The following is a 21,024-nucleotide window of genomic DNA, read 5'->3' as shown; positions in this document are numbered from 1 at the left end:
TGATCATTAACTGAACTGTTCTCAGATCCTATCCTTCATTTTCTCTATGTGAAATAGTAGAAATGTGGGTGCAACTTATTGGGCCTGGGTAAGCCACTAAGGAGTTGCACAGCAGAACATCAACTTAACACGGATAAGAGGATCAGGTTATGTCACCTACTCTAAAAACCCTGGCGATAACAGCGATAACACTGTTTTTAGGAATGCAAAACTCAGCAACAGCCTTGGTTAAGCCATCCATTTCTGTAAACGACGCAGTAACTACTAATCCTAGCAACCAGATACCCAAACAGCCAAATGTAATTGCTCAAAACTATACCTATTGGGGACCCGAAAGAGATTTCACAATTAAGATGCCAGGTAGAATCAAAAGCAATACAAACGATCAATTAACATCTGTAAGTTCTAATACCAACACCGCATACACGATTCTGCACAGAGATTCAGCAGCAGTGGCTCAGTTAACTCCTTCACAAGTTCGGCAAGTTTTGCGTAGCTCAATGCTGGAAACTATAGGTCTTACTGGCCTAGTGATTAGAACTACTAATTATCAAATTGAAGGATATCCCGGCTTAGAACTAATCATACAACACGCCGATGGCACGCTGGGAAAATATCGCGCCTTTGCAGTTAATCAGCGTCTCTATTTTATGGGAGCTATAACATCAAATAAGTTCGCCAGAGAATCCATTAATTTCTTTGATTCTTTCCGCGTTTATCCTGAACGAATTCGTTACTCAAATGCTGGTGTTTATTAATAAATAGCCCTTGTAGTTGGATTGTAATATCTCTCAAAACCAGTAAATCGCAGTGAGTTAGATGTAGGTTGGGTTGAGGAACGTAGACCAGGATCGGCTTGCCATCGGCTAACCCAATAAAGCTTGGGAATGTTAGGTTTCACTCTGTTGAACCAAACCTACAAATTTTATTAGCTGAGTAGTATTGTCTGAAAACAAAAAAGGTCATAGTGAGTTAGTTTCAGGAGTTACAAGGTGTATTTTATTCACACATTATCACCACATGATGTAGAGCCAAATTTTTGGCAGAAATTGAAATTTATTGACTGGCTAAGAATATTTCTGAGACTAGTCAAATCTGATCACAGTCAAAAATTCAGTATAATCCAAGCTTTATCGGCAATTAGAAAGTATGGACTATTCTTATTGTTACTTCAAAAATACCCCAATACGAGAATAGTTCCTACTCAAGAAATTGATGCGGTTTTACACGCACACATGGCTAATGTTGATCAATTTGAAAGAGATTGCCGAAAACTATTTAATGTTTCTCTTTTCCACATTCCAGAATTTGGGCTTCGAGGAGACAATGAACGTTTAGAATGGCAATTAATTTTTGATCAAACTCAGGAACTATTCGAGCTAAATTTTGGGCAAGATTCTCTGGGGAATTCTCCACCCGCTTGTTGTGAAATTCTCTTGAGGTATACATAATTAACTTGCGTCTAGAATTATTCTGCTCCCGTCGGGTATCTTGTCAATCTGGCATGGGTGAGAACCACCCATGCCTTCAAACTCCTTACCCTTGTGGGTAGAGGGTTTTAAATTTCCATATCTAATGTTTGTAGCAAATTTTCTGTTTCTTCCATTTCCGTTAACATTCCCAGTTTTTCAAAATTCTCTAATGCTTTATTTGCCCACTTTTGAGCATCAAATAAGTTACCTTTTACCTTCGCTAGAGAATATAGTGAGCGTTGACAAAATGCAGCGCGACTTTTGTCTTCATTAGCTTCAGCAACTCGCAGTCCTTCCATGAGAAGTCGTTCGGCTTCATCTAATCTTTCTTGTTTGATGGCAATTTCAGCCAACCAATTTTGTGTACAGAAGATAGCGCGTATCCATCGCATCTGTTGTGCAAGTTCTAGGGTTTGTTGAAAAATAATTCTCGCCTGTTCATATTTTTTATATTTAAAGAAAATTTCACCTTGATAATATTGAATTTGGATTAATTGCCGCGATCGCTCCTCTTCATCTAGCTGTTTTTGTTCTAGTAACTCCCTGGCTTGAGTTAGCCAAGTCTGCGCCTCATCCAGCCTTTGCTGTTGAATGCGTAACACGGCGATATTTCTAGCCAAGCACAACATAAATAACGGTTCTTGATAGTGACGTAATTCCCAAGCCTTGGTAAATAGTTCATCTGCTGCTTCTAAATGCTGGAGTCTACCTAGAGATGTGAGAGTCCAAGCGCGATCAACCATGACTTTGGCTGTAACTTGCCAGTCTCCACGTTGTTCTGCGGCTTGAATTAGCCATGCTGTCCAAGTCAGGCGATCGTCCCAATATCGCAAGCGATTCTCCCTTCTACCCATCACATGGGTGTAAGCCTCTAGATTTTGCCAAAACTGCCACATTTCGGCATATCGACTCTGAACCATACACCACTCAATCGCAGCTTGTAAATTTTGCCACTCCTCTTCTAAACCATCAAACTGTCCTTGCCAGCCTTTAGCATCTTGTCCGGCATAACCTTGAGAAAAATTTAAGTACCAACCAATCCACCTCTCCCTTGCCTCCCATTCAAAATCAGGGTAAGCATTGAGTTCAGCTTGGGCATACTCACGGGTTAGTGGTAGCATACTGTAGCGATTATTGTCCTGTCTGACTAAGGAAAGGTTTCGCAATTGGGCTAAATCTGCATTGGTTATACAGGCGTTAACTTCTGGAACTGCAACTTGTACGAGTGCATCTTGTAAAGGTGGCATCGGAAACAGTGCTAGTGCCATAAGTAACTTATGGGCTGATTTTCCTATAAGTGGATTAACGGAAGTTTCAAAGCAAAACCGGGCAACATCTCCCCTCGGTTCAGATATTCTTCCCAATACTTCTTTCATAGAATAGCCGTTAGCTAACTGACCAATTGAGTAGGTAATGGCTACCGGAATACCTCCTGTTCCTTTATAAAGTATTTGACTATCTTGGTCACTCAGAGAAACACCCTTTTCTTGGGCTTCATGCTTAATTAAACACAAACCATCTGACTCTGGCATTGACGTTAACCGCACGGGGACAAACAAAATTTGTTCGCGGGTAGTAATGATCGCTTTTACACTTGGTGGTAATTCATGGAGAAAAGCCAATATATCCTGCTGATTTTCTACAGTCTCCAAATTATCAACAATTAGCAATGTGCGTTGACAAGATAAGGCTTCTTTAATTAACTCTAATTGCTCTTCAAAACTCACCCCTGTAATATCTAACTCATCTAATATCCGCGCCATCTGCCGAAAAATATCTTGCAACGTCCTCTTGGGAGCTAAACTTGGCAGTAAACCAAAGGGCATCAAGTAAGATTGTTTGGCTGAGGTAAAAATAATAGTATCAAAGGTAGGCATACCCAAGAAAGCTTCGTGCTTTTCACTGGCGTGCAGACAGCAATAGGCTGCTTCTAAAACAAGGGTTGTTTTGCCTACGCCACCAATACCATCAACGCTAATTAAATGTGCTGAATGTGTGGGTGAAAGTAACTTCAAAAGCCGAGTAATTTCTTCTTCTCGCCCAACAAATGTATTACAACTACGCGCAGGTAAGTTTTGACGTACCTGTTTAGAGGGAATAGAAAAAGGCACTGGAGGTAGTTCTATAGAAGTATCAATCTTGCGTTCATTATCCAGTTCCTTTGATAATTTTTCTAACGCTGATAGCACTGTATTGATGCGGATTCTTTGCCCTGTCGTGACTGATAATAAATGCCAAAGTTTTGGGCAAAAGACTCGCTGTACAGTGCCGTCAGCAAATCCTGTAATCTGAATATCTTTTAGCCTATTCCCCTGTAAAACTTGCTCTAGAATAGACCTTTGCTCATCTGTCAAAGGTCTACCTGTTTTGGAGACAACTAGAATATTTGCCACTCTTATAAGTTTTGATATTTTTTCAGCGTCCATATATTTGCCGGAAATAATTCCTTTTAGTGAGCTTAACTTAATTTTGAAACTAAATGATCTCTTGAATAAAATGAATTTCCAGAATGAAAATGTTGAATATTTTGAATTTAAAGGTTGAATAATATGAGTAAAATTTAATTTGTAAAATAGATAAAGCTTCTGATATTGTATTAATTAAAGTTACTTTAGTTTTGATAGTTTGTAGTAAGGACTTTAGTCCTTAAAGGATGCGTGGAAAGTCGTGTTTGCGTTAGCTTCTTTGCAGGAAAAGGATACCAGAAAGTTCTCTCTATACCTCCTCTTAGAAAAATCAGAACTAAATTTCTCTCTACGTTCTCTTCTCTTCTCTTCGAGAGGCTACGCCAACGAGAGGCTACGCGAAGACTACGAACTTGCTAATCCATCAATTTAAACTTGATGCACTACTACTGCTAGGACAAAAATGTTAAATTTTTTTATAGATCCTCTGAAGTTCATCGTTGCTGTATTGATTTTTTTGGGATTAACTCCTTTGGGAAAGGTGAATGCTGAAGATTCCCCACAAGTTTCAACCACCGAGAAAAGCACTAATTCCCTTCCAGAAATTAATCAATATGCTCAACTAGATGCTGCGCCAGTTACCTCAGTGAATCAGCTTTCTGATGTGCAACCCACTGATTGGGCATTTCAAGCATTGCGATCGCTAGTTGAGCGTTATGGGTGTCTGGCGGGATACCCAGATGGGACTTTCAAAGGAAATCGCGCCATGACTCGCTTTGAGTTTGCAGCCGCCTTAAACTCTTGCATAGACAAAGTTAGTCAACGCCTGAGTGCTGAGATTACAGACTTAATTACTCAAGAAGATTTGGCGACTTTGCAAAAGCTGCAAGAGGAATTCACTACAGAACTTGCTACCTTGAGGGGTAGAGTTGATGCTTTGGAAGCACGTACTCAACAGCTAGAACAACAACGGTTTTCCACCACCACAAAACTTAATGGTCAGATAATATTTGCTGCGACAGATGCTTTTGGGGATGCTAGCCGTAGTGGAAATGGGGATGAAAGTAATCTCACATTGTTTAGTCGAGTACGCCTTAACTTGGACACCAGTTTTACTGGAAAAGATCAGCTACGTGTAAGACTTCAGGCGAGTAATGTGATTAATCCAATATCACCGGGAAATGAGGCTCGTTTAAGCTTCCAATCTGGTAGTGATGCAACTAATGATGTTGTCCTCAGTAAGCTGGAATATTATTTTCCTTTAGGTGAGACAATCAGAGTTCTAGTTGGTACAGGTTTTAATACTTACTTTGATGATGCGGATGTGATTAATCCTCTACAAAGCGATGGGGATGCTGCTCTTTCTCGCTTCGGTCGATACAATGCAATCTACCGCTTGGGTGGAGATACAGGCGTAGGTGTGACTTTTAAGCCAAATGGCAATTTTAAAGCAGAGATGTTTTATTTGGCGGGTAATGCCAACAACCCTACTAGCGGACTATTTAACGGTAAATATGGTCTATTGGGACAGATTATACTTTATCCCAACGCCAAAGACAAAGTTACCCAAGTTGCCTTCACTTACGTCAATGCTTACAACGAGAACGGTTTAGGACATAATACTGGCAGTTTAGCCTCTAACTTGGGCGGTAGAAAAGTTTCCTCTAATTCCTATGGGATTCAAACGAATGTCAAAATTAATAATGGCCTGCAAGTTGGTGGATGGGTAGGCTATACCAATGCACGGGCTTTAACTGGCGATGTCAAAGGTGATGCTGATATTTGGAACTGGGCTGTGACTCTAGCCTTTCCTGATTTGGGTAAACAGGGGAATTTGGGCGGAATTATCGTGGGGATGCAGCCTAAATTGACTGGTTCTTCCGCAGAGTTATCAGGCTTACCTCGTCGTGATCCCAATACAGGACTTCACATTGAAGGGTTTTATCGGTATCAAATCAACGACAGAATCAGCATTACGCCTGGTTTGATTTGGCTGACATCACCAAACCACAACGAGCAGAATGGTGACGTTTTTGTGGGAGTAATTAGGACTACTTTTAAGATATAAGGAAGGGAACACCAAAAAATAAATTATCCGCAATTGATAATTGGGTAGGGTGCGTCAGTATAAATAATTTCTGAGTATAGTTAGGTTCTATCGCACTGACGCACCCTACAGTTTGGATATTTTTTTATCTGGAAGTCCCTAAACAACATTGTGTAAGAACCCCGATTTGATTAAAAAAGTCGGGGTTGTAAAATCATCAGTTTTTATTTTTTCAAAGGTTATTATTTTTTGCAAAAAACATTACTAGTAGTATGTTAAAAACATCATAACTATACTAGAATTATTACGTAAGTAATATTTGCTAAAAAGTGGGCGTAACTTCAATCTAATTCGTAATAGCCTACGGCAAAGTTTTCCATTACGTAATTTTTGGGCTTAATATCCCCACTTCTATAAAAGTTATAAATTTAGCTCCTCGATTTATTAAAAAAGTCGGAAATCTGAACCTATCGATGTTTACAAATTTAAAAATATCTCATTATTCAGTGTGTAATTAAACTAAATTTAGAGGCGAATCAATGGAAGTTTACTGCACCCGTCCAAGTTGTACAAAACCTGAAAATACTATTCCAGATGAATGTTTAACTGCACGCGCTGCAACAGAAATATGTTGTGCTAATTGTAAAATGCCATTGATTTTACAGGCGCGTTTTGTAGCTATAGATTTATTAGGAAGTGGCGGATTTGGTAGAACTTTTAAAGCCAAGGATATTCTTAGAGCCAATGATCAGATATTCTCTCGTAATATCCGTGTAATTAAACAGTTACATCCGATAAATCATCCTGGACAAATATTAACTCCTTCAACACTGAACTATATAGAGGAAAAGTTTGGTGAAGAAGCAAGTACTTTGGAAGAACTGAGACATCAACAGATACCCAGATTTTGGGATTATTTTCATGAGGAAGTTAATGAAGAAACAGGCCGTGTACAAAAGTTTTTTTATTTGGTGCAGGATTATATTGCAGGACATAATTTAGATCAAGAACTCCAGCAGAAGGGAAAATTTGCAGAGGATGAAGTTATAAATATTCTCAAGGAAATTCTCAATATACTAAAGTATATCCATAATTATGACGGTACTCATGGAGTTATACATAGAGATATCAAGCCTGCTAATATCATGCACTGTAGTTATGATGGGAGGTTATATCTAATAGATTTTGGTGCAGTTAGACAGATAGTACAAGGATTACCTATTGATACAACATCTATAGTCTTAGATGCTCGTTTTGCACCCCCTGAGCAATTCCGTGGTGAGAAATTATCCTTTGCATCAGATTTATTTGCTTTAGCTACAACTTGTCTGTGTTTGTTAACAGGAAATAAAAATCCTCAACGGCTTCTGTTTAAGTCAAAATTGAAAGAGAATTTACAGGTAAAGGATCAGCATTTTGCCGAGGCTTTAGATAAAATGCTGCAATACGAACCGGAAGATCGTCCTCAGTCTGCTCAAGAAGTTCTAGATATTTTGTCTGCTGAACTTAAACCAGATTTGCTTGCTAATCAAGCACCTGCTCCAAACTCACTTTCTACTCAAACATCTAATCCAGATCCGCATCCTAAAGTTTCTTGGTTTAAGAGATTTAGTAATGGGGTAGAGCGACTTCCTCAACGTTGGCGTTCGATAATAGGTTTTAGCTTGTCGTTTTTTTTAGGAATAGCGATCGCAGTTGCTGCCCATCATAAACCACCTGTGCCACCACCAGCAGCACCACCCCCTAATTCCCAATACTTTAGTAGAGGAGAAGAATCTTTAATTCCTGAACTAAATGCAAATTCTAATAACCCAAGTTGCCAAGAAGCTTACAAGTTTAAGCAAGACGGGATGAAAGTTTTTCAGAAAGCTAATTTGTCTGGAAATAAATCAGATTTCAAAGACGCTGAAGATTTGTTTACAGCATCCATACAAAAATCTAAACAAATTTCTCCTGTAGTAGCTCTTAATCAAGGTAGTTGTGTAGTTGATCCTGAAACATTTATTTATAAATATAACTCCAAAGTTGCTCAATCTGATTTAGCTCGTCAGGGTAGTCTGCCAACAATTGCAGTTGTTAATCTCAACGAATCCACTTCTGATATAGATATCCCACTAGAAATACTGCGTGGTGTAGCCCAAGTTTTAGATGAGCAAAACACAGCCAACCCATCATTTCAAATTTTACTAGGAAGTTACAATAAAAGTAATGTAGAGACAATAGCTAGAGCTATTTCTAACCATGAAATACCGGGAGATAGACAATATTTTAATAAAAGTCAAATATTAGGTGTGGTAGGTCGCTATACAAGCAGTAATATTTGGCAAGTAGGAAATATTTATGGAGGTACACAAGGGAAGGAAATTGTTGTAATTGCACCCACAAGCACTGCTACTAGAAATGCACAATCTAGTACCCAAGACAGATTAAATTCTTACGTTTTTCGGACAGCATCTAATGATGCTATTGCATCTGAGGATTTAGCTAATTACATACAAAGTAATAGTCAATGGAAGAAAATATTAATTATTTATGAGGACGAAAGATATAGTAATTCCCTAACTCAAGAATTCAGAAACGAACTGAGGGCAGTAGGAGTAAATAGGGGCGATATATATACCTGTAATTTATTCGAGGAAGAATGTAGCGATAAAGCAACAAAAGAAAAAGTAGACGTAGTGATGTTAGCTCCAGAACCTAAACTTGAGTCTATCGAAAAAGCAATAGATACTGCTACAAAAGCTAGAGCAAGAGCGGGAAAAAACATTCAACTATTAGGAGGAGATGTTTTGTATGACAAAAAAACATTCGAGCTTGGAAATGCGGCTGTTGGTATGGTGATTCCTGTGTTTTCTCATATACACAATACTAACAATGATTTCAAGAAGCGAACTCAAAGGCTTTGGGGAACAGAAAAAGTGAGTTGGAGAACCATTAGTTCTTATGATGCAGCGCAGGTATTTGTGAAAGCTTTGACTGATCTTAGTCAAAGTAATACTCCCACTCGTCGAGACGTATACATAATATTGAAGAAGAATGGTAAATTTTTTGCTCCAGGTGCTACTACGGATGTAAGATTTGATCAGAATGGCGATCGCAAGCTAATCACAGGGGTTGGTGTTTTAGTAAAAGTTGATAAAAATAATCCTCAAAGTGATGAATATGGATTTACTCTTCTGAAGATACCAGAGAGAAATAATTCCTAGTAAGTCTTATTAACCTGCAATTTCATTGTGTAAATTGTTCGCAAATACTAAGAAATTTATGTCTAGAAAATGCTTTTCTCTCAAAGCTTCTCAACGTGGAAAAGAACTCATCAGGGAAGCTAGGATTAGAAAAATTGGACAAGCCAGAAGAGACAGAATTAGGAAAAAAGGATGGATTGAGCCGGGTTGGGATGCGGAAGAAATATTTCTTAAGGAAGCCAGTAAAATGTTAGAACCGAATCGAGACTGGGATAATGATGAAAGATATGGTGTATCATTATCAACTTGGAGACGCTTTCGGGAAGGAAAGCGCATTAATGCCACTACTTTCCAGACTTTGTGCGAGGTGTTAGGTTTGAACTGGGAAGAGGTAAAAGAAAATGAAGCAGATATTAATAAGGATTTGAGCGAAGCACCTCCTCTGTCTAAGTTTTATGGACGTACCCAAGAATTAGATCAACTTCAGCAACAGATCATCGCAGAGAACTGTCGATTAGTTACAGTTTATGGCATGGGGGGAGTTGGTAAAAGTGCTTTAGTTCGCCATTTAATAGAAAGAAATGAAATTGCTAACAGATATGATTTCATCATCTGGCTGCCTCTACAATCAGCACCTCTATGTTCAGAAGTATTGATAAAACTTGTGCAGTTTTTATCGAGAGGTGAACAAGAAACAGGCAATATTGATCAAATCATGCAGTATTTACATCGTCAAAGATGTTTGATAGTGCTGGATGGTTGGGAAGAAATTATTGACAATCATACTCAAGATTATACCAACTATAATTTATTTGTAGAGAAAGTTGCTAAAGAATCTCACAAAAGCTGTTTATTATTGCTGAGTAGAAGAAGACCTAAGAATATTGAACGATTAGAAGGACAATTTGTTTACTCTAAAAGGTTGGGAGGATTAAGTTACGAAGATGCACAAGAATTTTTAAGAGCAGAAGGTTTGTCAGGTACAGATAGTGAGATAGAAGAACTTAGCAGGCGTTATAACAACCCGTGGATTCTGAAAAGAATTATTGGGAGTGTTAATAATGTATTTGGTGGTGATATATCAAACTTTATGATGCTCTCAATTTTTGTTGATGAAGTCACAACTGACTTCTTAGATAGACAATTTCAAGCACTCTCACAAGCAGAAATAAATGTGATTTATTGGGTAGCTATCAGACGCAATACAGCCTTATGGAATCAATTGTTACAAGATAGTCGGCAATTGTTAACTGATAGTCATTTACTGCAAACTTTAAATGATTTAATGAGTAGGCATTCTTTGTTAGATAAAAATATTGAAGAAACTCCCCTAATTTATGTCCTAGATCCAGTCATTTTAAAATATAGCACTAAGAGATTCATTTTCAAAACTTGTGAACAGATTCAACAAGTATTTATAAGTGGTGTTATTAATGGTTATGAACTGTTTATCACCCATAATTTTATTACAGAATATCCAAACGATGAGGAATTGAATCAAGAACAAATGAGACGATTTGTTAAACCTATTCAACAAACTCTATTAGCTCAATTTCGTAGTCAGCAGCACGTGGAAACTCAACTGAACAAGGTTATTTCTCTATTGGAAGCTCAAGGATATACCTCTAAAAATATCTCACATTTGCTTTCTGCTTTTGAATAAATAGAGTTTCAATTTTAAGAGGTTGTTTGAAAAGTTTCAAGAGGTATAAAAATGTCATTCTGACTGGAGCGGAGCGTAAGGTTCGCGAAGCGTTCCGTAGGAAAGAATCTAGGCTTTGTGGCACATACACCAGATGTTTCATTCCGCTACGCTGCATTCAACATGACAAAGAAACAGACTTTTCAAACACCCTCTAAGAATCTCTCCCCTGTCCCCTATTCCCTCTTATCTCCCAAGGCGCGAATTGATTCAGCTATGACAGCAACCATTGCAGAGGCGACAATTAATAAAACACTTAAAGCATTAATATCAGGTTTAACGCCTGTTCTAATACGACTAAAAATTTCCATTGGTAAGGTATTATAACCGCTACCAGAGGTAAAACTAGAGATAAGAAAGTCATCTAAGCTGAGGACGAATGCTAGTAAACAACCTGCAACAATTCCTGGCATTAATTGTGGTAGTAATACTTGAATAAAAGCTTGTACTGGTGTAGCACCTAAATCTAATGCAGCTTCTTCTAGATGGGGATCTAAATTAGTAAGTCGGGAAGAAACGACTAGTCCGATATAAGCTATACAAAATACTACATGAGCAGCTACAATTGTCCATAAACTCAAGGGTATAGCGAAGGCTGCCAGAAAAACGAGGGTGGCAACAGCGATCGCAATATCGGGAATAATTAAGGGTAGATAAGCAATACCACGATAGAGCTTTTTCCCAAAAAACTGATAACGCGCCAAGCCTACCGCCATCAAAGTTCCTAAGACTGCGGAGACACTTACCGCAGACATGGCGACAATTAAACTATTTTTTAAAGCTGAGAGAATGCGATCGTCACTTAGTAATTTGGTGTACCAATCGAGGGTGAAGCCTTGCCAAGTTGCACTGTAGGGTGATTGGTTGAAGCTATAAAACCCTAGTACCAGAATCGGTAGGTACATAAACACAAACATGACTACTGAGAAAACCGCTTGCCATGTGACAAACGGTTTTTTTTGAGATGGAGATATATTCACGTTTTGATTATTCTTAAGTATGGCAGTATAAAATATATTCGACTTGACAGCAAACGTCAATATTAGATATCTCCAGAAACCTTGTAAAGATGTAGCTTTCTACGTCTCTACAATCTTTTTCACCAGATGTCTAACAGATTTTCTGTAGAAACGGCAATTTATCCCGTCTCTACCAATTGTCAAAAATCAAAAAACCTGTATCTTCAGGCTTTGAAAGAGTAAAGATGAGAAAAAACATCAATAAAACTCTAATGATGGCAATATACTGTCCAATCCGTTAATTTTAAAGTTTTTCCTAACAAAAATACCTAAATTTTCACTCCAATAGTTTAGATTGACTTGATGCAATGATGCTCTAGAGAAATTACAATGCAACTTCTCTAGAAACGCGATCATTTTTGTAAATTACTGACTCGTATTTTCAATGTACATAAAATACTAATCATAAGACAAATATACTGTATAAGGAATAGGGTAATTTCCCTACTAGGATAGACGAGTAATTAAGAATTTAAAGCATAAGATTTAGGGGTAATGAATTTAAAAAATTTGTGTTAAAAAATGGTTTCTAGTGCGCCCTAAATTAACCGCAAGCACTCTGGAAACGATAAACAAACACACCTAATTCAAATCTTAGTTTGTCGGAGGTTTGTGATGAGAATTGCTCAAATAGCCCCATTATGGGAGAGAGTACCCCCGCCTGCTTATGGCGGTATAGAGTTAGTGGTGGGGTTATTAACTGATGAGTTAGTCCGACGAGGACACGAAGTAACACTGTTTGCTTCAGGAGATTCTATCACTTCAGCCAAGCTAGCATCAGTTCATCCCCGTGCGCTCAGGCTTGATTCTAGTATCAAAGAATATGGCATTTACGAAATGCTACAACTAGGTTCAGTATATGAACGTGCAGACGAATTTGACATTATTCATTCGCACATGGGCTGTGCATCATTGTCTTATACCAAACTGGTGAAAACGCCTACGATTAACACTCTACATGGTATTTTTACCCCTGACAATGAAAAAATGTTTCAGTATGCAAAAAGTCAGCCTTTTGTGAGTATTTCTGATGCCCAACGGGAACTCAGATTAGGACTCAATTATGTGGGAACAGTTTACAACGGCATTGATGTTAGTAGTTATAAGTTTTATCCCCAACCAGATGAACCGCCATATCTAACCTTTTTAGGTCGGATATCTCCAGAAAAAGGCACACATTTAGCCATAGAAATTGCTAAAAAAGCTGGTTGGCGATTAAAAATAGCCGGTAAAGTAGACGTTGTTGATGTGGAATATTTTGAAAAAGAAGTTAAACCATTAATTGATGGTCAGCAAATCGAGTATTTAGGCGAAGCAAATCATACACAAAAAAATGTCCTGATGGGAGGTGCAGTAGCAACCTTATTCCCCATCACCTGGCGAGAACCATTTGGTTTAGTCATGGTTGAATCAATGGCTTCAGGTACACCAGTTATCGCCATGAAACTTGGATCAACTACAGAAGTAATTGCCCACGGTAAAACGGGTTTCCTGTGCAATGATGTCGAAGAGTGCGTTAGTGCGATCGCTAAAGTTGCAGATTTAGACCGTTATGCTTGTCGGGAGTATGTCCAAAACCGTTTTAGCCTCCAAGCCATGACTGATGGCTATGAAGAAGTTTATCGGCAAATTCTGCAAAAGAAATTTGCTAATAATGGGCGTCTCCGTAGCACAGTAATTTTAAAGTAAGGATTAGGGACTGGGGATTGGGGAAGATAAAAAGAAGTTTTTTGTTTGTCTCCCTTGTCTCCCTTTTCTACTATCTTCTTTAATTCAACTTGGCTCTAATTGTCTCAATGCGTTGACGATTAACGCCCAAATCACTCTGACCTAAACGGGAAGCCGATCGCACATGAATTACATTAGCATTGCGATCAGCATAAAACTCTACATCATCTACAAATCCCAGCAAAGCACTCTGAAATTCTGCATATAAATAATCTTGTGTTTCAGTAATAATTTTGGTACGTGGTAAGGACTGAATGATTGTTTTGAGATTAGCGATCGCAGCTTCTGGTGTTGAAGTAAAATTCAGGGGTGCAATTTGATGAACTGCATCTGAACTTTGACTAGAAACACAATTAGGCGAACTAGGACAAGCGGCTAACTTACCTTCGCGTACACCTAAATTATTTGGTCGTTTACCTGCAAGCATAATTGGTATTGGGTATTGGGAACTGGGAAGTTAAATAATAATCTTTTGACTTTTGACTTCTTTAGTGGTGGCTGTAACGTGCTACTATCCATAAACAATAACGCTCTAATCCTACCAAAGTTACTGTAATCCCAACTGCTAGGGCAAATAAAAGTAGATTATCGACATTACCAGCTTTTAAAGCAAAACTAAGGGAAGTAGAAACGGCCGGGGGGTGCATTGCATCTAATATAATCATTAATGCGATCGCAATTACCATCGCTAGTCCCCCAGAAAGGTAGCCCCCACCTAGGACAAAATAGGTGATAAACCCGATAGTTGCTGCCATCATTTGGGCAAGAACTAGGGTACGTACAGTATTTGTACCATGAAGAGGATCTAAATAAATCAGAAATGCACTGGAAGCTAGAGAAGCAAATAGCAATCGCTGCTGGCTAAGAGTTTCTACCAAAAACATCACAATCAACACTATCAAAGTTGGTGCTGCAACTAGGGCAAGTTCGCCTTGAATATTGAGTCTGCGTCTAATCGACCGATTGGCCCCCTGTAGGGGTTTTAAGCTAGAACGTTGTTTACTCATTACTTAAATAAATACTGCTGGGCAAAATGTAAAACTTTGTTCTGGTTGCTGCTTCCTGCCAACGAGAGGTTTTAGAGATTGACTGGTGTAAACTACGCCTTTGGTAATAGAAAAAGATAATCTCAAGGCAGAGTCAAAAATCGGTCATGCGATCGCTTTATGATCCGGTAAGTACCACTGAGGCGAAAATCATGACCCAGACAATTGCTATTAATGACAATCAACGCTTACAACTCCAACCTCTAGAAATTCCCACCCGTCTGCTACTGGGGCCTGGCCCTTCTAATGCCCATCCCACAGTTCTGCAAGCGATGAGTACCTCTCCAGTAGGGCATCTTGACCCAGCTTTCTTAGCTTTGATGGATGAAATTCAGTCTCTGCTACGCTACGTTTGGCAAACTGAAAACCCCCTCACCATTGCTGTTAGTGGTACAGGTTCAGCTGCAATGGAAGCCACTATTGCTAATGCTGTAGAACCCGGTGATGTCGTGTTAATTGGTGTGGCTGGTTATTTTGGTAATCGTCTGGTAGATATGGCTGGAAGATATGGCGCAGATGTCCGCAGCATCACCAAGCCTTGGGGACAAGTCTTCTCACTAGAAGAACTCCGCACCGCCTTAGAAAACCATCAGCCAGCAATTTTGGCTTTAGTTCATGCGGAAACTTCCACCGGCGCACGTCAACCATTAGAGGGAGTAAGTGAATTGTGTCAGGAATTTGGCACACTGCTATTAATAGATACAGTCACAAGTTTAGGCGGTGTCCCCATATTTTTAGATGCTTGGGGAGTAGACTTAGCCTATAGTTGCAGTCAAAAAGGGTTAGGTTGTTCCCCAGGTGCGTCTCCCTTTACCATGAGTTCCCGCGCAATGGAGAAATTGCAAAAACGCCGTACTAAGGTTGCAAATTGGTATTTGGATATGAATTTGCTGGGTAAATATTGGGGGAGTGAACGCGTTTATCATCATACAGCCCCGGTTAACTTATATTATGGACTGCGGGAAGCATTGCGTTTAATTGCCGAAGAAGGACTAGCGAACTGCTGGCAACGCCACCAAAAGAACGTAGAATATTTGTGGCAACGTTTAGAAGATATAGGATTAAGTCTGCACGTAGAACGGGAGTATCGCTTACCCACCCTTACCACTGTGCGTATTCCGACTGGCGTGGATGGTAAAGCAATTGCACGGCAATTACTCAATGAACATAATATTGAAGTTGGCGGCGGCTTAGGTGAATTAGCCGGTCAAGTCTGGCGTGTGGGACTAATGGGTTTCAACAGTCGTCCCGAAAGTGTTGACCGACTCATAGAAGCATTGCAGAAAGTTCTACCCAAGTAGTAAGCTGTTAAGCATTTAATTTGCACATTGAGGCCGCAGGGGGGCAGAGAGCAGGGAGCAAGGGAGAGGGTTTGCAGCTTTGATGACCATGAAAATGGTGCAATTTAAATGACGATTAGCTTAGGAATGAGGGCGTCAATACTTGTCGGTTAAGCTAAAAACATTAAATCAGGTAGGTTGGGTTGACATTAGGAAACCCAACGTTTACTCATGGACTTTTGTTGGGTTGCGCTGTCGCTACTAGCGTGACCGGACTAATGTGGTGTATAAAAAATAAGTAATAATCTTCTTTATTTCTCTGTGTTCTCTGCGTCTCTGTGGTTCATTATTGCACTATTTTAGCCTTGCCACACCACTACAAAAACTGAGGTTGCAAGAATTGATGAGAAATTTGAGTTAATGTATCGCCTGACATTGCTAATGTGTCGCTTGACATTGACAATGTATCGCCTGACATTACTAATGTGTCGCTTGACATTGACAATGTATCGCCTGACATTGCTAATGTATCGCCTGACGTTGCCAATGTATCGTCTGACATTACCAATGTATCGCCTGACATTACCAACTCGAAGAACGCTTTCAACAACAATGGCGTTAACCGTATTTAACCCAATCCCAATTCACGTTTGAGCAAGTTAATCGAATTTGTACCAATGTAACTTTCTACTCTAATCAGCTTGGGTGGACGAATAATGTCTTCAGAAGCTGCTTGGACTGCTGTTTGCACTATGCTAAAACAGGCTTGATCGCAAATAATTACCTCGGCGCGTTTGACAATAGCTTGCAATTTATAACTATCCTGTGGTTGGGTAGTCATGATTAGTAGGTCATCACCTCGTAAACCGTGTAAGATTACCTCCGCTTGATGACCAATTCCAGAACTGAGGCTAACTATACCTACACAGTTATCTTTAGGTAGGGTTTTTAAAAGGTTGAGTTCTTTACTGTAGTCGTAGATATCGAGAGGAATCACCCGCACAGATTTAGGTGCAGCGATCGCTTCCACATCGTTGATAAAATAGCGACTGGTCACTACTGTAGCTGAAGTAGTTTTATCTAGTATTGCCGCTAACTCTTCTATTGCTACTAGTTGTACTGGGATTTGCAATGTGTCTTCTAATTCATAGACCATTAAATCACCAACACCCAAATCTTTAGAAGGGGCTGCAACTATTACCCGCGCACCACAACGTAAACGCCAGTCAATTTCTGCTAAGAATATCTCTCGTGCTTGATTGAGTGAACATCCTTGGCCAATTAGTTCATCTAGGGCTTGCTGCAAAACCTTTGAGGCTTCAGGATGTTTTTGCAAAATGGGTGATTGTAGCCGACTTCCGCCTTCATGACCTTGGGCGCGGACATAAATTCCTGAACCAGCCAGACTTTCTACAAAACCATCTTCTTCTAGCTGACGGTAAACTTTACTAATGGTGTTGCGGTGTAGCCCAGTTTGCATGGCTAAAGCCCTAGTGCTGGGTAACTTATATCCTGGCGAATATTGCCGAGAGGCGATCGCAAACCGCATTTGATTAAATAGCTGGGTTGATGCGGGAATTTCACTATCTGGCTGAATACGGAATTGAATCATCACCCAAACTCCTGAATACTAGTATCACTAGATCAATTACGTTAGCGTAGCGGGGGGAGCATCGTTACGAATTACGAATTACGAATTACGAATTACGAATTATATTGACTCTTGGTAGTTGAGATTTAATTGGTAATGGACTAAACATACTGGCATAGTTATATCAAATAATCACAAAGCTTTATCAGGTTGCATGGGTAAAAATTATTATGACTGAGCAAGCATTAGATACTAAATTTGTGCAGATTCCGCACAATAATTTACAAATCTCTGCATACTTAGCACAACCCCAAGCACCGGGTTCTTACCCAGGAGTGGTGGTTTTACAAGAGATTTTTGGTGTAAATGAGCATATTCGAGAGGTGACAGCACGCATTGCCGAGTTAGGATATGTAGCGATCGCACCCGCACTATTTGAACGGGTTGCGCCTGGTTTTGAAACAGGTTATACCCCAGCAGATGTTGAAGTTGGGAGAAAATACGCTTGGGAGCAAACTACAGCATCAGAATTATTAAGTGATATTCAAGCCGCCATCAACTACCTCAAAACCTTACCCAACGTGAAGAAAGATGGCTTTGGTTGTATTGGTTTTTGTTTTGGCGGTCATGTAGCCTATCTTGCTGCCACTCTACCTGATATTACTGCAACAGCTTCTTTCTATGGTGCTGGAATACCCACTCGTATAACCGGAGGCGGCACACCAACCATTACCCGCACCTCAGAAATTAAAGGCACAATCTATACATTTTTCGGCAAGAAAGATGCTAGTATTCCCCCAGAACACGTCAACCAGATTGCAGCAGAGTTAGAAAAATACAACATTTCCCATCGTGTGTTCGGCTACGATGGAGCTGACCACGGATTTTTCTGTAACCGTCGTGCTAGCTATCATCCTCAAGCAGCAGCTGATGCTTGGGAGCAAGTACAGCAACTATTTGCTACTATTTTGGCAAAATAGAAACTGATCTACTTGCCCATACCACGGTTATAGATTTGTAAACTTAACACTGCTGTTAGTTCAGATAGTGTTAAAGATTCAGTCAAAATTCATAATTTGTGATTTCTCATAGTGAATCAAAAATTTTCAACAGCCTTGCTGAATTACGAATTACAAACTCCGTCGGTATCCAATCAAATAACAACAATTTATTGTCAATTGTCATGAATTCCGAATCGCAACTTTCTCAAAAAGCCAACTCGCCTTTTACGATGGATGATTTTGCTAAGGCGTTAGAAAAACACGACTACCAGTTTCAAAAGGGACAGGTTGTTTACGGTAAAGTTTTTCAGCTTGATCCTGATGGGGCTTATGTTGATATTGGTGGCAAATCGTCAGCTTATATTCCCCGTGATGAGGCTTCTTTGAGAAGTGTTACCGATTTATCGGAGGTCTTACCGTTACAGGAAGAATTAGAGTTCTTGATTATCCGCGAACAGGATGCAGAAGGTCAAGTAACTTTGTCTCGCAAACAGTTAGAAATTCAGCACATCTGGGAAAAATTGGTGCAGATGCAAGAAAATTCCCAGACAGTGCAAGTACGAGTAACAGGTGTGAATAAAGGTGGTGTCACCGTTGATTTGCAATCATTGCGAGGATTTATTCCGCGATCGCACTTGGCAGAACGTGATAATTTAGAAGCACTCAAAGGTCAAAATCTTACTGTTGGCTTTTTGGAAGTAGATCGGAACAACAAGAAATTAATTCTTTCTCAGCGTTTAGCCACCCGTTCTAGTAACTTCAACTTGTTAGAAATTGGTCAGTTAGTAGAAGGTAAGGTGACAGGAATTAAACCTTTTGGTGTGTTTGTTGATGTTGAAGGTATGGGTGCTTTACTGCACATCAAGCAAGTCAGTCAAAGGTTTATTGAATCCCTAGAAAAAGTCTTCCAAGTTGGTCAACAAATTAAAGCTGTAGTTATTGACTTGGATGAAGGTAAAGGTCGCATTGCTATCTCTACCAGAGTGTTAGAAAACTTCCCTGGTGAAGTGGTAGAAAATCTAGAAGAAGTGATGAACTCAGCAGAAGCACGCGCTCATCGATCTGCTAATAAATCGGCTGAATAGATTTTTTTGAATTTACTGCGATCGCCGAAGGCGGGGTGTAGCCCATCGCTTTTTCTATTTTGGCATGAAGAGAGGCGATCGCTTTTTTTTATATTGATGGTAATGGTGGAATTTCAAAATCATTAAATAAGCAAATATTGTCAGCAGAATTGTTTAAAGCCCTGACCAATTTTGCATCGAGAGTTAGTAAAATAGCACCAACCTGCTGAGAAAGGGCGACATAGCAAGCATCGTAGGCAGAGATGTTATAATTGAGAGCGATCGTCACGGCATCAGCCATTAAGTCAGCCGTCGATACAACACGCAAGGGAAAGTTTTTCAGCGTTGCTAAATCTACTTTAACTTCAGCCTCAGTGTACATTTTTGCGCGAACATACTTCCACATAACATTGGCAGACTCTATATAAAACAAGTCTGGTACAAAAATTTCAGTCTGTGGATTAGCAAGATGACCAAATAGTTGATTAACTTTGGTAGTTAATGGGTCAGCAATAAAATACTTGATGCACACACTGGTATCTACCACACATCTCAGGGAAGTATTCATCTATTCCGGTCTTCTCGAATCATCTCAGTGCTATCAGGTAATCCAAAGTCTGCTGGATTCAAGCGACTACGACGAAGACGGATTTCTTCTAGAAGTTTTGGGACATTTTTGTATCTTTCGTCTACTGTTGGCTGTGCTTTTGTCTGCAAAGCATTCTTTAATACAGTAATAACTTGAGCTTCAACTGAGCTATTTTCAGCGTTAGCTAACTCTTGCAACTGTGCGTATAACTCATCGGGTATATTGAAGGCGTTAAGGGTAGCCATCGCTTGACCTCCCAAGAGAATTTATTGCTAATGGTAGCACGATGGGAGTTTGGAGGAAGAGGTGAGGGTGCGATCGCCTCTTAATTTACAGTGTAACCCCAGGAATATTACATAAATTATTATATTTTTAGTCATTTATAACCGAGTTTCTACTTAATTATAGCAGAAGTCTTCAAATTATTTTTTCAATAGATATTTAACTAATTCCGAGTTTTTACAAATGTAAAACAACCACGAGGTCATTCATACTTCTAAATAAATGTATAGTTTCAATCACTTGGGGCTTTACATACTAATTAATTGGAGGATAGAAGATTTGAAGCTGTCAATAAGTATTTTTTCTAAAAAATCCATGCCAAACCAAATTAAAAAAATTCAACAGGAAATTAAAACTTTGGAAAATGAAATTAAAAATACTCCTTGGTGGAAAACAGGAATTTTTTAACACCAGCCTAATTTAAGACTCAGGCTCGTAGATTTGTAGGTTGAGTGGTACAAATTGAAGCAAAATACTACTCATCCATAGAACTGGATGTAATTTGCTGTGAACCATGTATAACAGCCAGTACATCAATTTGTTCTGGTTTAAGTATGTTAGGACTTACGTATTGACAGAATAACAAAATAGTGAATTGATGAATATAGGTCGT

At 39.3% G+C, this 21,024-nt stretch carries 18 protein-coding genes; 9 read left to right on the top strand and 9 right to left on the bottom strand.

The window, feature by feature from the left end; translation table 11 throughout:
- The first annotated feature begins 149 nt into the window (after positions 1 to 149).
- Entirely contained in the window at positions 150 to 758 is a 609-nt protein-coding gene (locus ACM0OR_RS19660; protein ID WP_414578177.1) for a hypothetical protein, read from the top strand.
- Here the strand turns inward: ACM0OR_RS19660 and ACM0OR_RS19655 are convergent.
- On the bottom strand, positions 755 to 901 hold the full coding sequence (locus ACM0OR_RS19655; protein WP_414578176.1) for a hypothetical protein: 147 nt from the start codon (positions 899 to 901) through the stop codon (positions 755 to 757). The two genes, ACM0OR_RS19660 and ACM0OR_RS19655, sit on opposite strands and share 4 nt — an antisense overlap.
- Positions 902 to 992: 91 nt before the next feature.
- Between ACM0OR_RS19655 and ACM0OR_RS19650 the strand changes: the two genes are divergently transcribed.
- Entirely contained in the window at positions 993 to 1,451 is a 459-nt protein-coding gene (locus ACM0OR_RS19650; protein WP_414578175.1) for a hypothetical protein, read from the top strand.
- A 107-nt stretch (positions 1,452 to 1,558) separates the two neighbouring features.
- Here ACM0OR_RS19650 and ACM0OR_RS19645 read toward each other — a convergent pair whose 3' ends face one another.
- Positions 1,559 to 3,865 (bottom strand): AAA family ATPase, encoded by a 2,307-nt coding sequence (locus tag ACM0OR_RS19645; RefSeq protein ID WP_414578174.1) that lies wholly within the window; start codon positions 3,863 to 3,865, stop codon positions 1,559 to 1,561.
- Positions 3,866 to 4,340: 475 nt separating this feature from the next.
- Here ACM0OR_RS19645 and ACM0OR_RS19640 point away from each other — a divergent pair, with 475 nt between their 5' ends.
- The 3 genes from ACM0OR_RS19640 to ACM0OR_RS19630 all read left to right on the top strand — a co-directional run bounded on the left by ACM0OR_RS19640 (position 4,341) and on the right by ACM0OR_RS19630 (position 10,772).
- On the top strand, positions 4,341 to 5,945 hold the full coding sequence (locus tag ACM0OR_RS19640) for an iron uptake porin (RefSeq protein WP_414578172.1): 1,605 nt from the start codon (positions 4,341 to 4,343) through the stop codon (positions 5,943 to 5,945).
- A gap of 518 nt (positions 5,946 to 6,463) precedes the next feature.
- A complete protein-coding gene (locus ACM0OR_RS19635; RefSeq protein ID WP_414578170.1) occupies positions 6,464 to 9,130 on the top strand; it encodes a protein kinase domain-containing protein in 2,667 nt (888 codons plus the stop codon).
- Between the two features lie 58 nt (positions 9,131 to 9,188).
- Positions 9,189 to 10,772, top strand: a complete 1,584-nt coding sequence (locus ACM0OR_RS19630) for an NB-ARC domain-containing protein (protein WP_414578168.1) — start codon at positions 9,189 to 9,191, stop codon at positions 10,770 to 10,772.
- A gap of 215 nt (positions 10,773 to 10,987) precedes the next feature.
- Here ACM0OR_RS19630 and ACM0OR_RS19625 read toward each other — a convergent pair whose 3' ends face one another.
- Positions 10,988 to 11,791, bottom strand: a complete 804-nt coding sequence (locus ACM0OR_RS19625; protein ID WP_414578166.1) for an ABC transporter permease — start codon at positions 11,789 to 11,791, stop codon at positions 10,988 to 10,990.
- A 654-nt stretch (positions 11,792 to 12,445) separates the two neighbouring features.
- On the opposite strand from ACM0OR_RS19625, the gene ACM0OR_RS19620 reads away from it, so the two are divergent.
- Positions 12,446 to 13,519 carry a glycosyltransferase family 4 protein gene (locus ACM0OR_RS19620; RefSeq protein WP_414578164.1) on the top strand — a complete coding sequence of 358 codons (1,074 nt, stop codon included), beginning with the start codon at positions 12,446 to 12,448 and terminating at the stop codon, positions 13,517 to 13,519.
- A gap of 79 nt (positions 13,520 to 13,598) precedes the next feature.
- Here the strand turns inward: ACM0OR_RS19620 and ACM0OR_RS19615 are convergent, their stop codons facing one another.
- Both ACM0OR_RS19615 and ACM0OR_RS19610 read right to left on the bottom strand, forming a co-directional pair.
- A complete protein-coding gene (locus tag ACM0OR_RS19615; protein ID WP_414578200.1) occupies positions 13,599 to 13,988 on the bottom strand; it encodes a DUF1499 domain-containing protein in 390 nt (129 codons plus the stop codon).
- Positions 13,989 to 14,046: 58 nt separating this feature from the next.
- Entirely contained in the window at positions 14,047 to 14,565 is a 519-nt protein-coding gene (locus ACM0OR_RS19610) for an HPP family protein (RefSeq protein ID WP_414578162.1), read from the bottom strand.
- Between the two features lie 191 nt (positions 14,566 to 14,756).
- Here ACM0OR_RS19610 and ACM0OR_RS19605 point away from each other — a divergent pair, with 191 nt between their 5' ends.
- The gene (locus ACM0OR_RS19605) at positions 14,757 to 15,905 is read left to right on the top strand and encodes an alanine--glyoxylate aminotransferase family protein (protein ID WP_414578161.1); all 1,149 of its coding nucleotides are present in this window, start codon (positions 14,757 to 14,759) and stop codon (positions 15,903 to 15,905) included.
- 355 nt (positions 15,906 to 16,260) lie between these two features.
- On the opposite strand, the gene ACM0OR_RS19600 is transcribed toward ACM0OR_RS19605, so the two are convergent.
- Together ACM0OR_RS19600 and ACM0OR_RS19595 are read right to left on the bottom strand one after the other, a co-directional pair.
- The gene (locus ACM0OR_RS19600; RefSeq protein ID WP_414578159.1) at positions 16,261 to 16,446 is read right to left on the bottom strand and encodes a hypothetical protein; all 186 of its coding nucleotides are present in this window, start codon (positions 16,444 to 16,446) and stop codon (positions 16,261 to 16,263) included.
- Between the two features lie 66 nt (positions 16,447 to 16,512).
- Entirely contained in the window at positions 16,513 to 17,496 is a 984-nt protein-coding gene (locus tag ACM0OR_RS19595; RefSeq protein WP_190701387.1) for a GntR family transcriptional regulator, read from the bottom strand.
- A 209-nt stretch (positions 17,497 to 17,705) separates the two neighbouring features.
- Here ACM0OR_RS19595 and ACM0OR_RS19590 point away from each other — a divergent pair, with 209 nt between their 5' ends.
- Complete coding sequence (locus tag ACM0OR_RS19590) at positions 17,706 to 18,455, top strand: dienelactone hydrolase family protein (protein ID WP_414578158.1); 750 nt, start codon at positions 17,706 to 17,708, stop codon at positions 18,453 to 18,455.
- A 203-nt stretch (positions 18,456 to 18,658) separates the two neighbouring features.
- A complete protein-coding gene (locus tag ACM0OR_RS19585) occupies positions 18,659 to 19,561 on the top strand; it encodes a S1 RNA-binding domain-containing protein (protein WP_414578156.1) in 903 nt (300 codons plus the stop codon).
- Between the two features lie 88 nt (positions 19,562 to 19,649).
- Here ACM0OR_RS19585 and ACM0OR_RS19580 read toward each other — a convergent pair whose 3' ends face one another.
- Positions 19,650 to 20,108, bottom strand: a complete 459-nt coding sequence (locus ACM0OR_RS19580) for a type II toxin-antitoxin system VapC family toxin (protein ID WP_414578154.1) — start codon at positions 20,106 to 20,108, stop codon at positions 19,650 to 19,652.
- Positions 20,105 to 20,374 carry a hypothetical protein gene (locus ACM0OR_RS19575; protein ID WP_414578153.1) on the bottom strand — a complete coding sequence of 90 codons (270 nt, stop codon included), beginning with the start codon at positions 20,372 to 20,374 and terminating at the stop codon, positions 20,105 to 20,107. The genes ACM0OR_RS19580 and ACM0OR_RS19575 overlap by 4 nt, the downstream gene beginning before the upstream one ends.
- Positions 20,375 to 21,024 lie beyond the last annotated feature (650 nt).

It is taken from the genome of Anabaena sp. CCY 9402-a (assembly GCF_963920945.1).
In the GTDB taxonomy this organism is placed as follows: domain Bacteria; phylum Cyanobacteriota; class Cyanobacteriia; order Cyanobacteriales; family Nostocaceae; genus Trichormus; species Trichormus minutissimus.
This window is presented reverse-complemented; position numbering and strand designations above follow the sequence as displayed.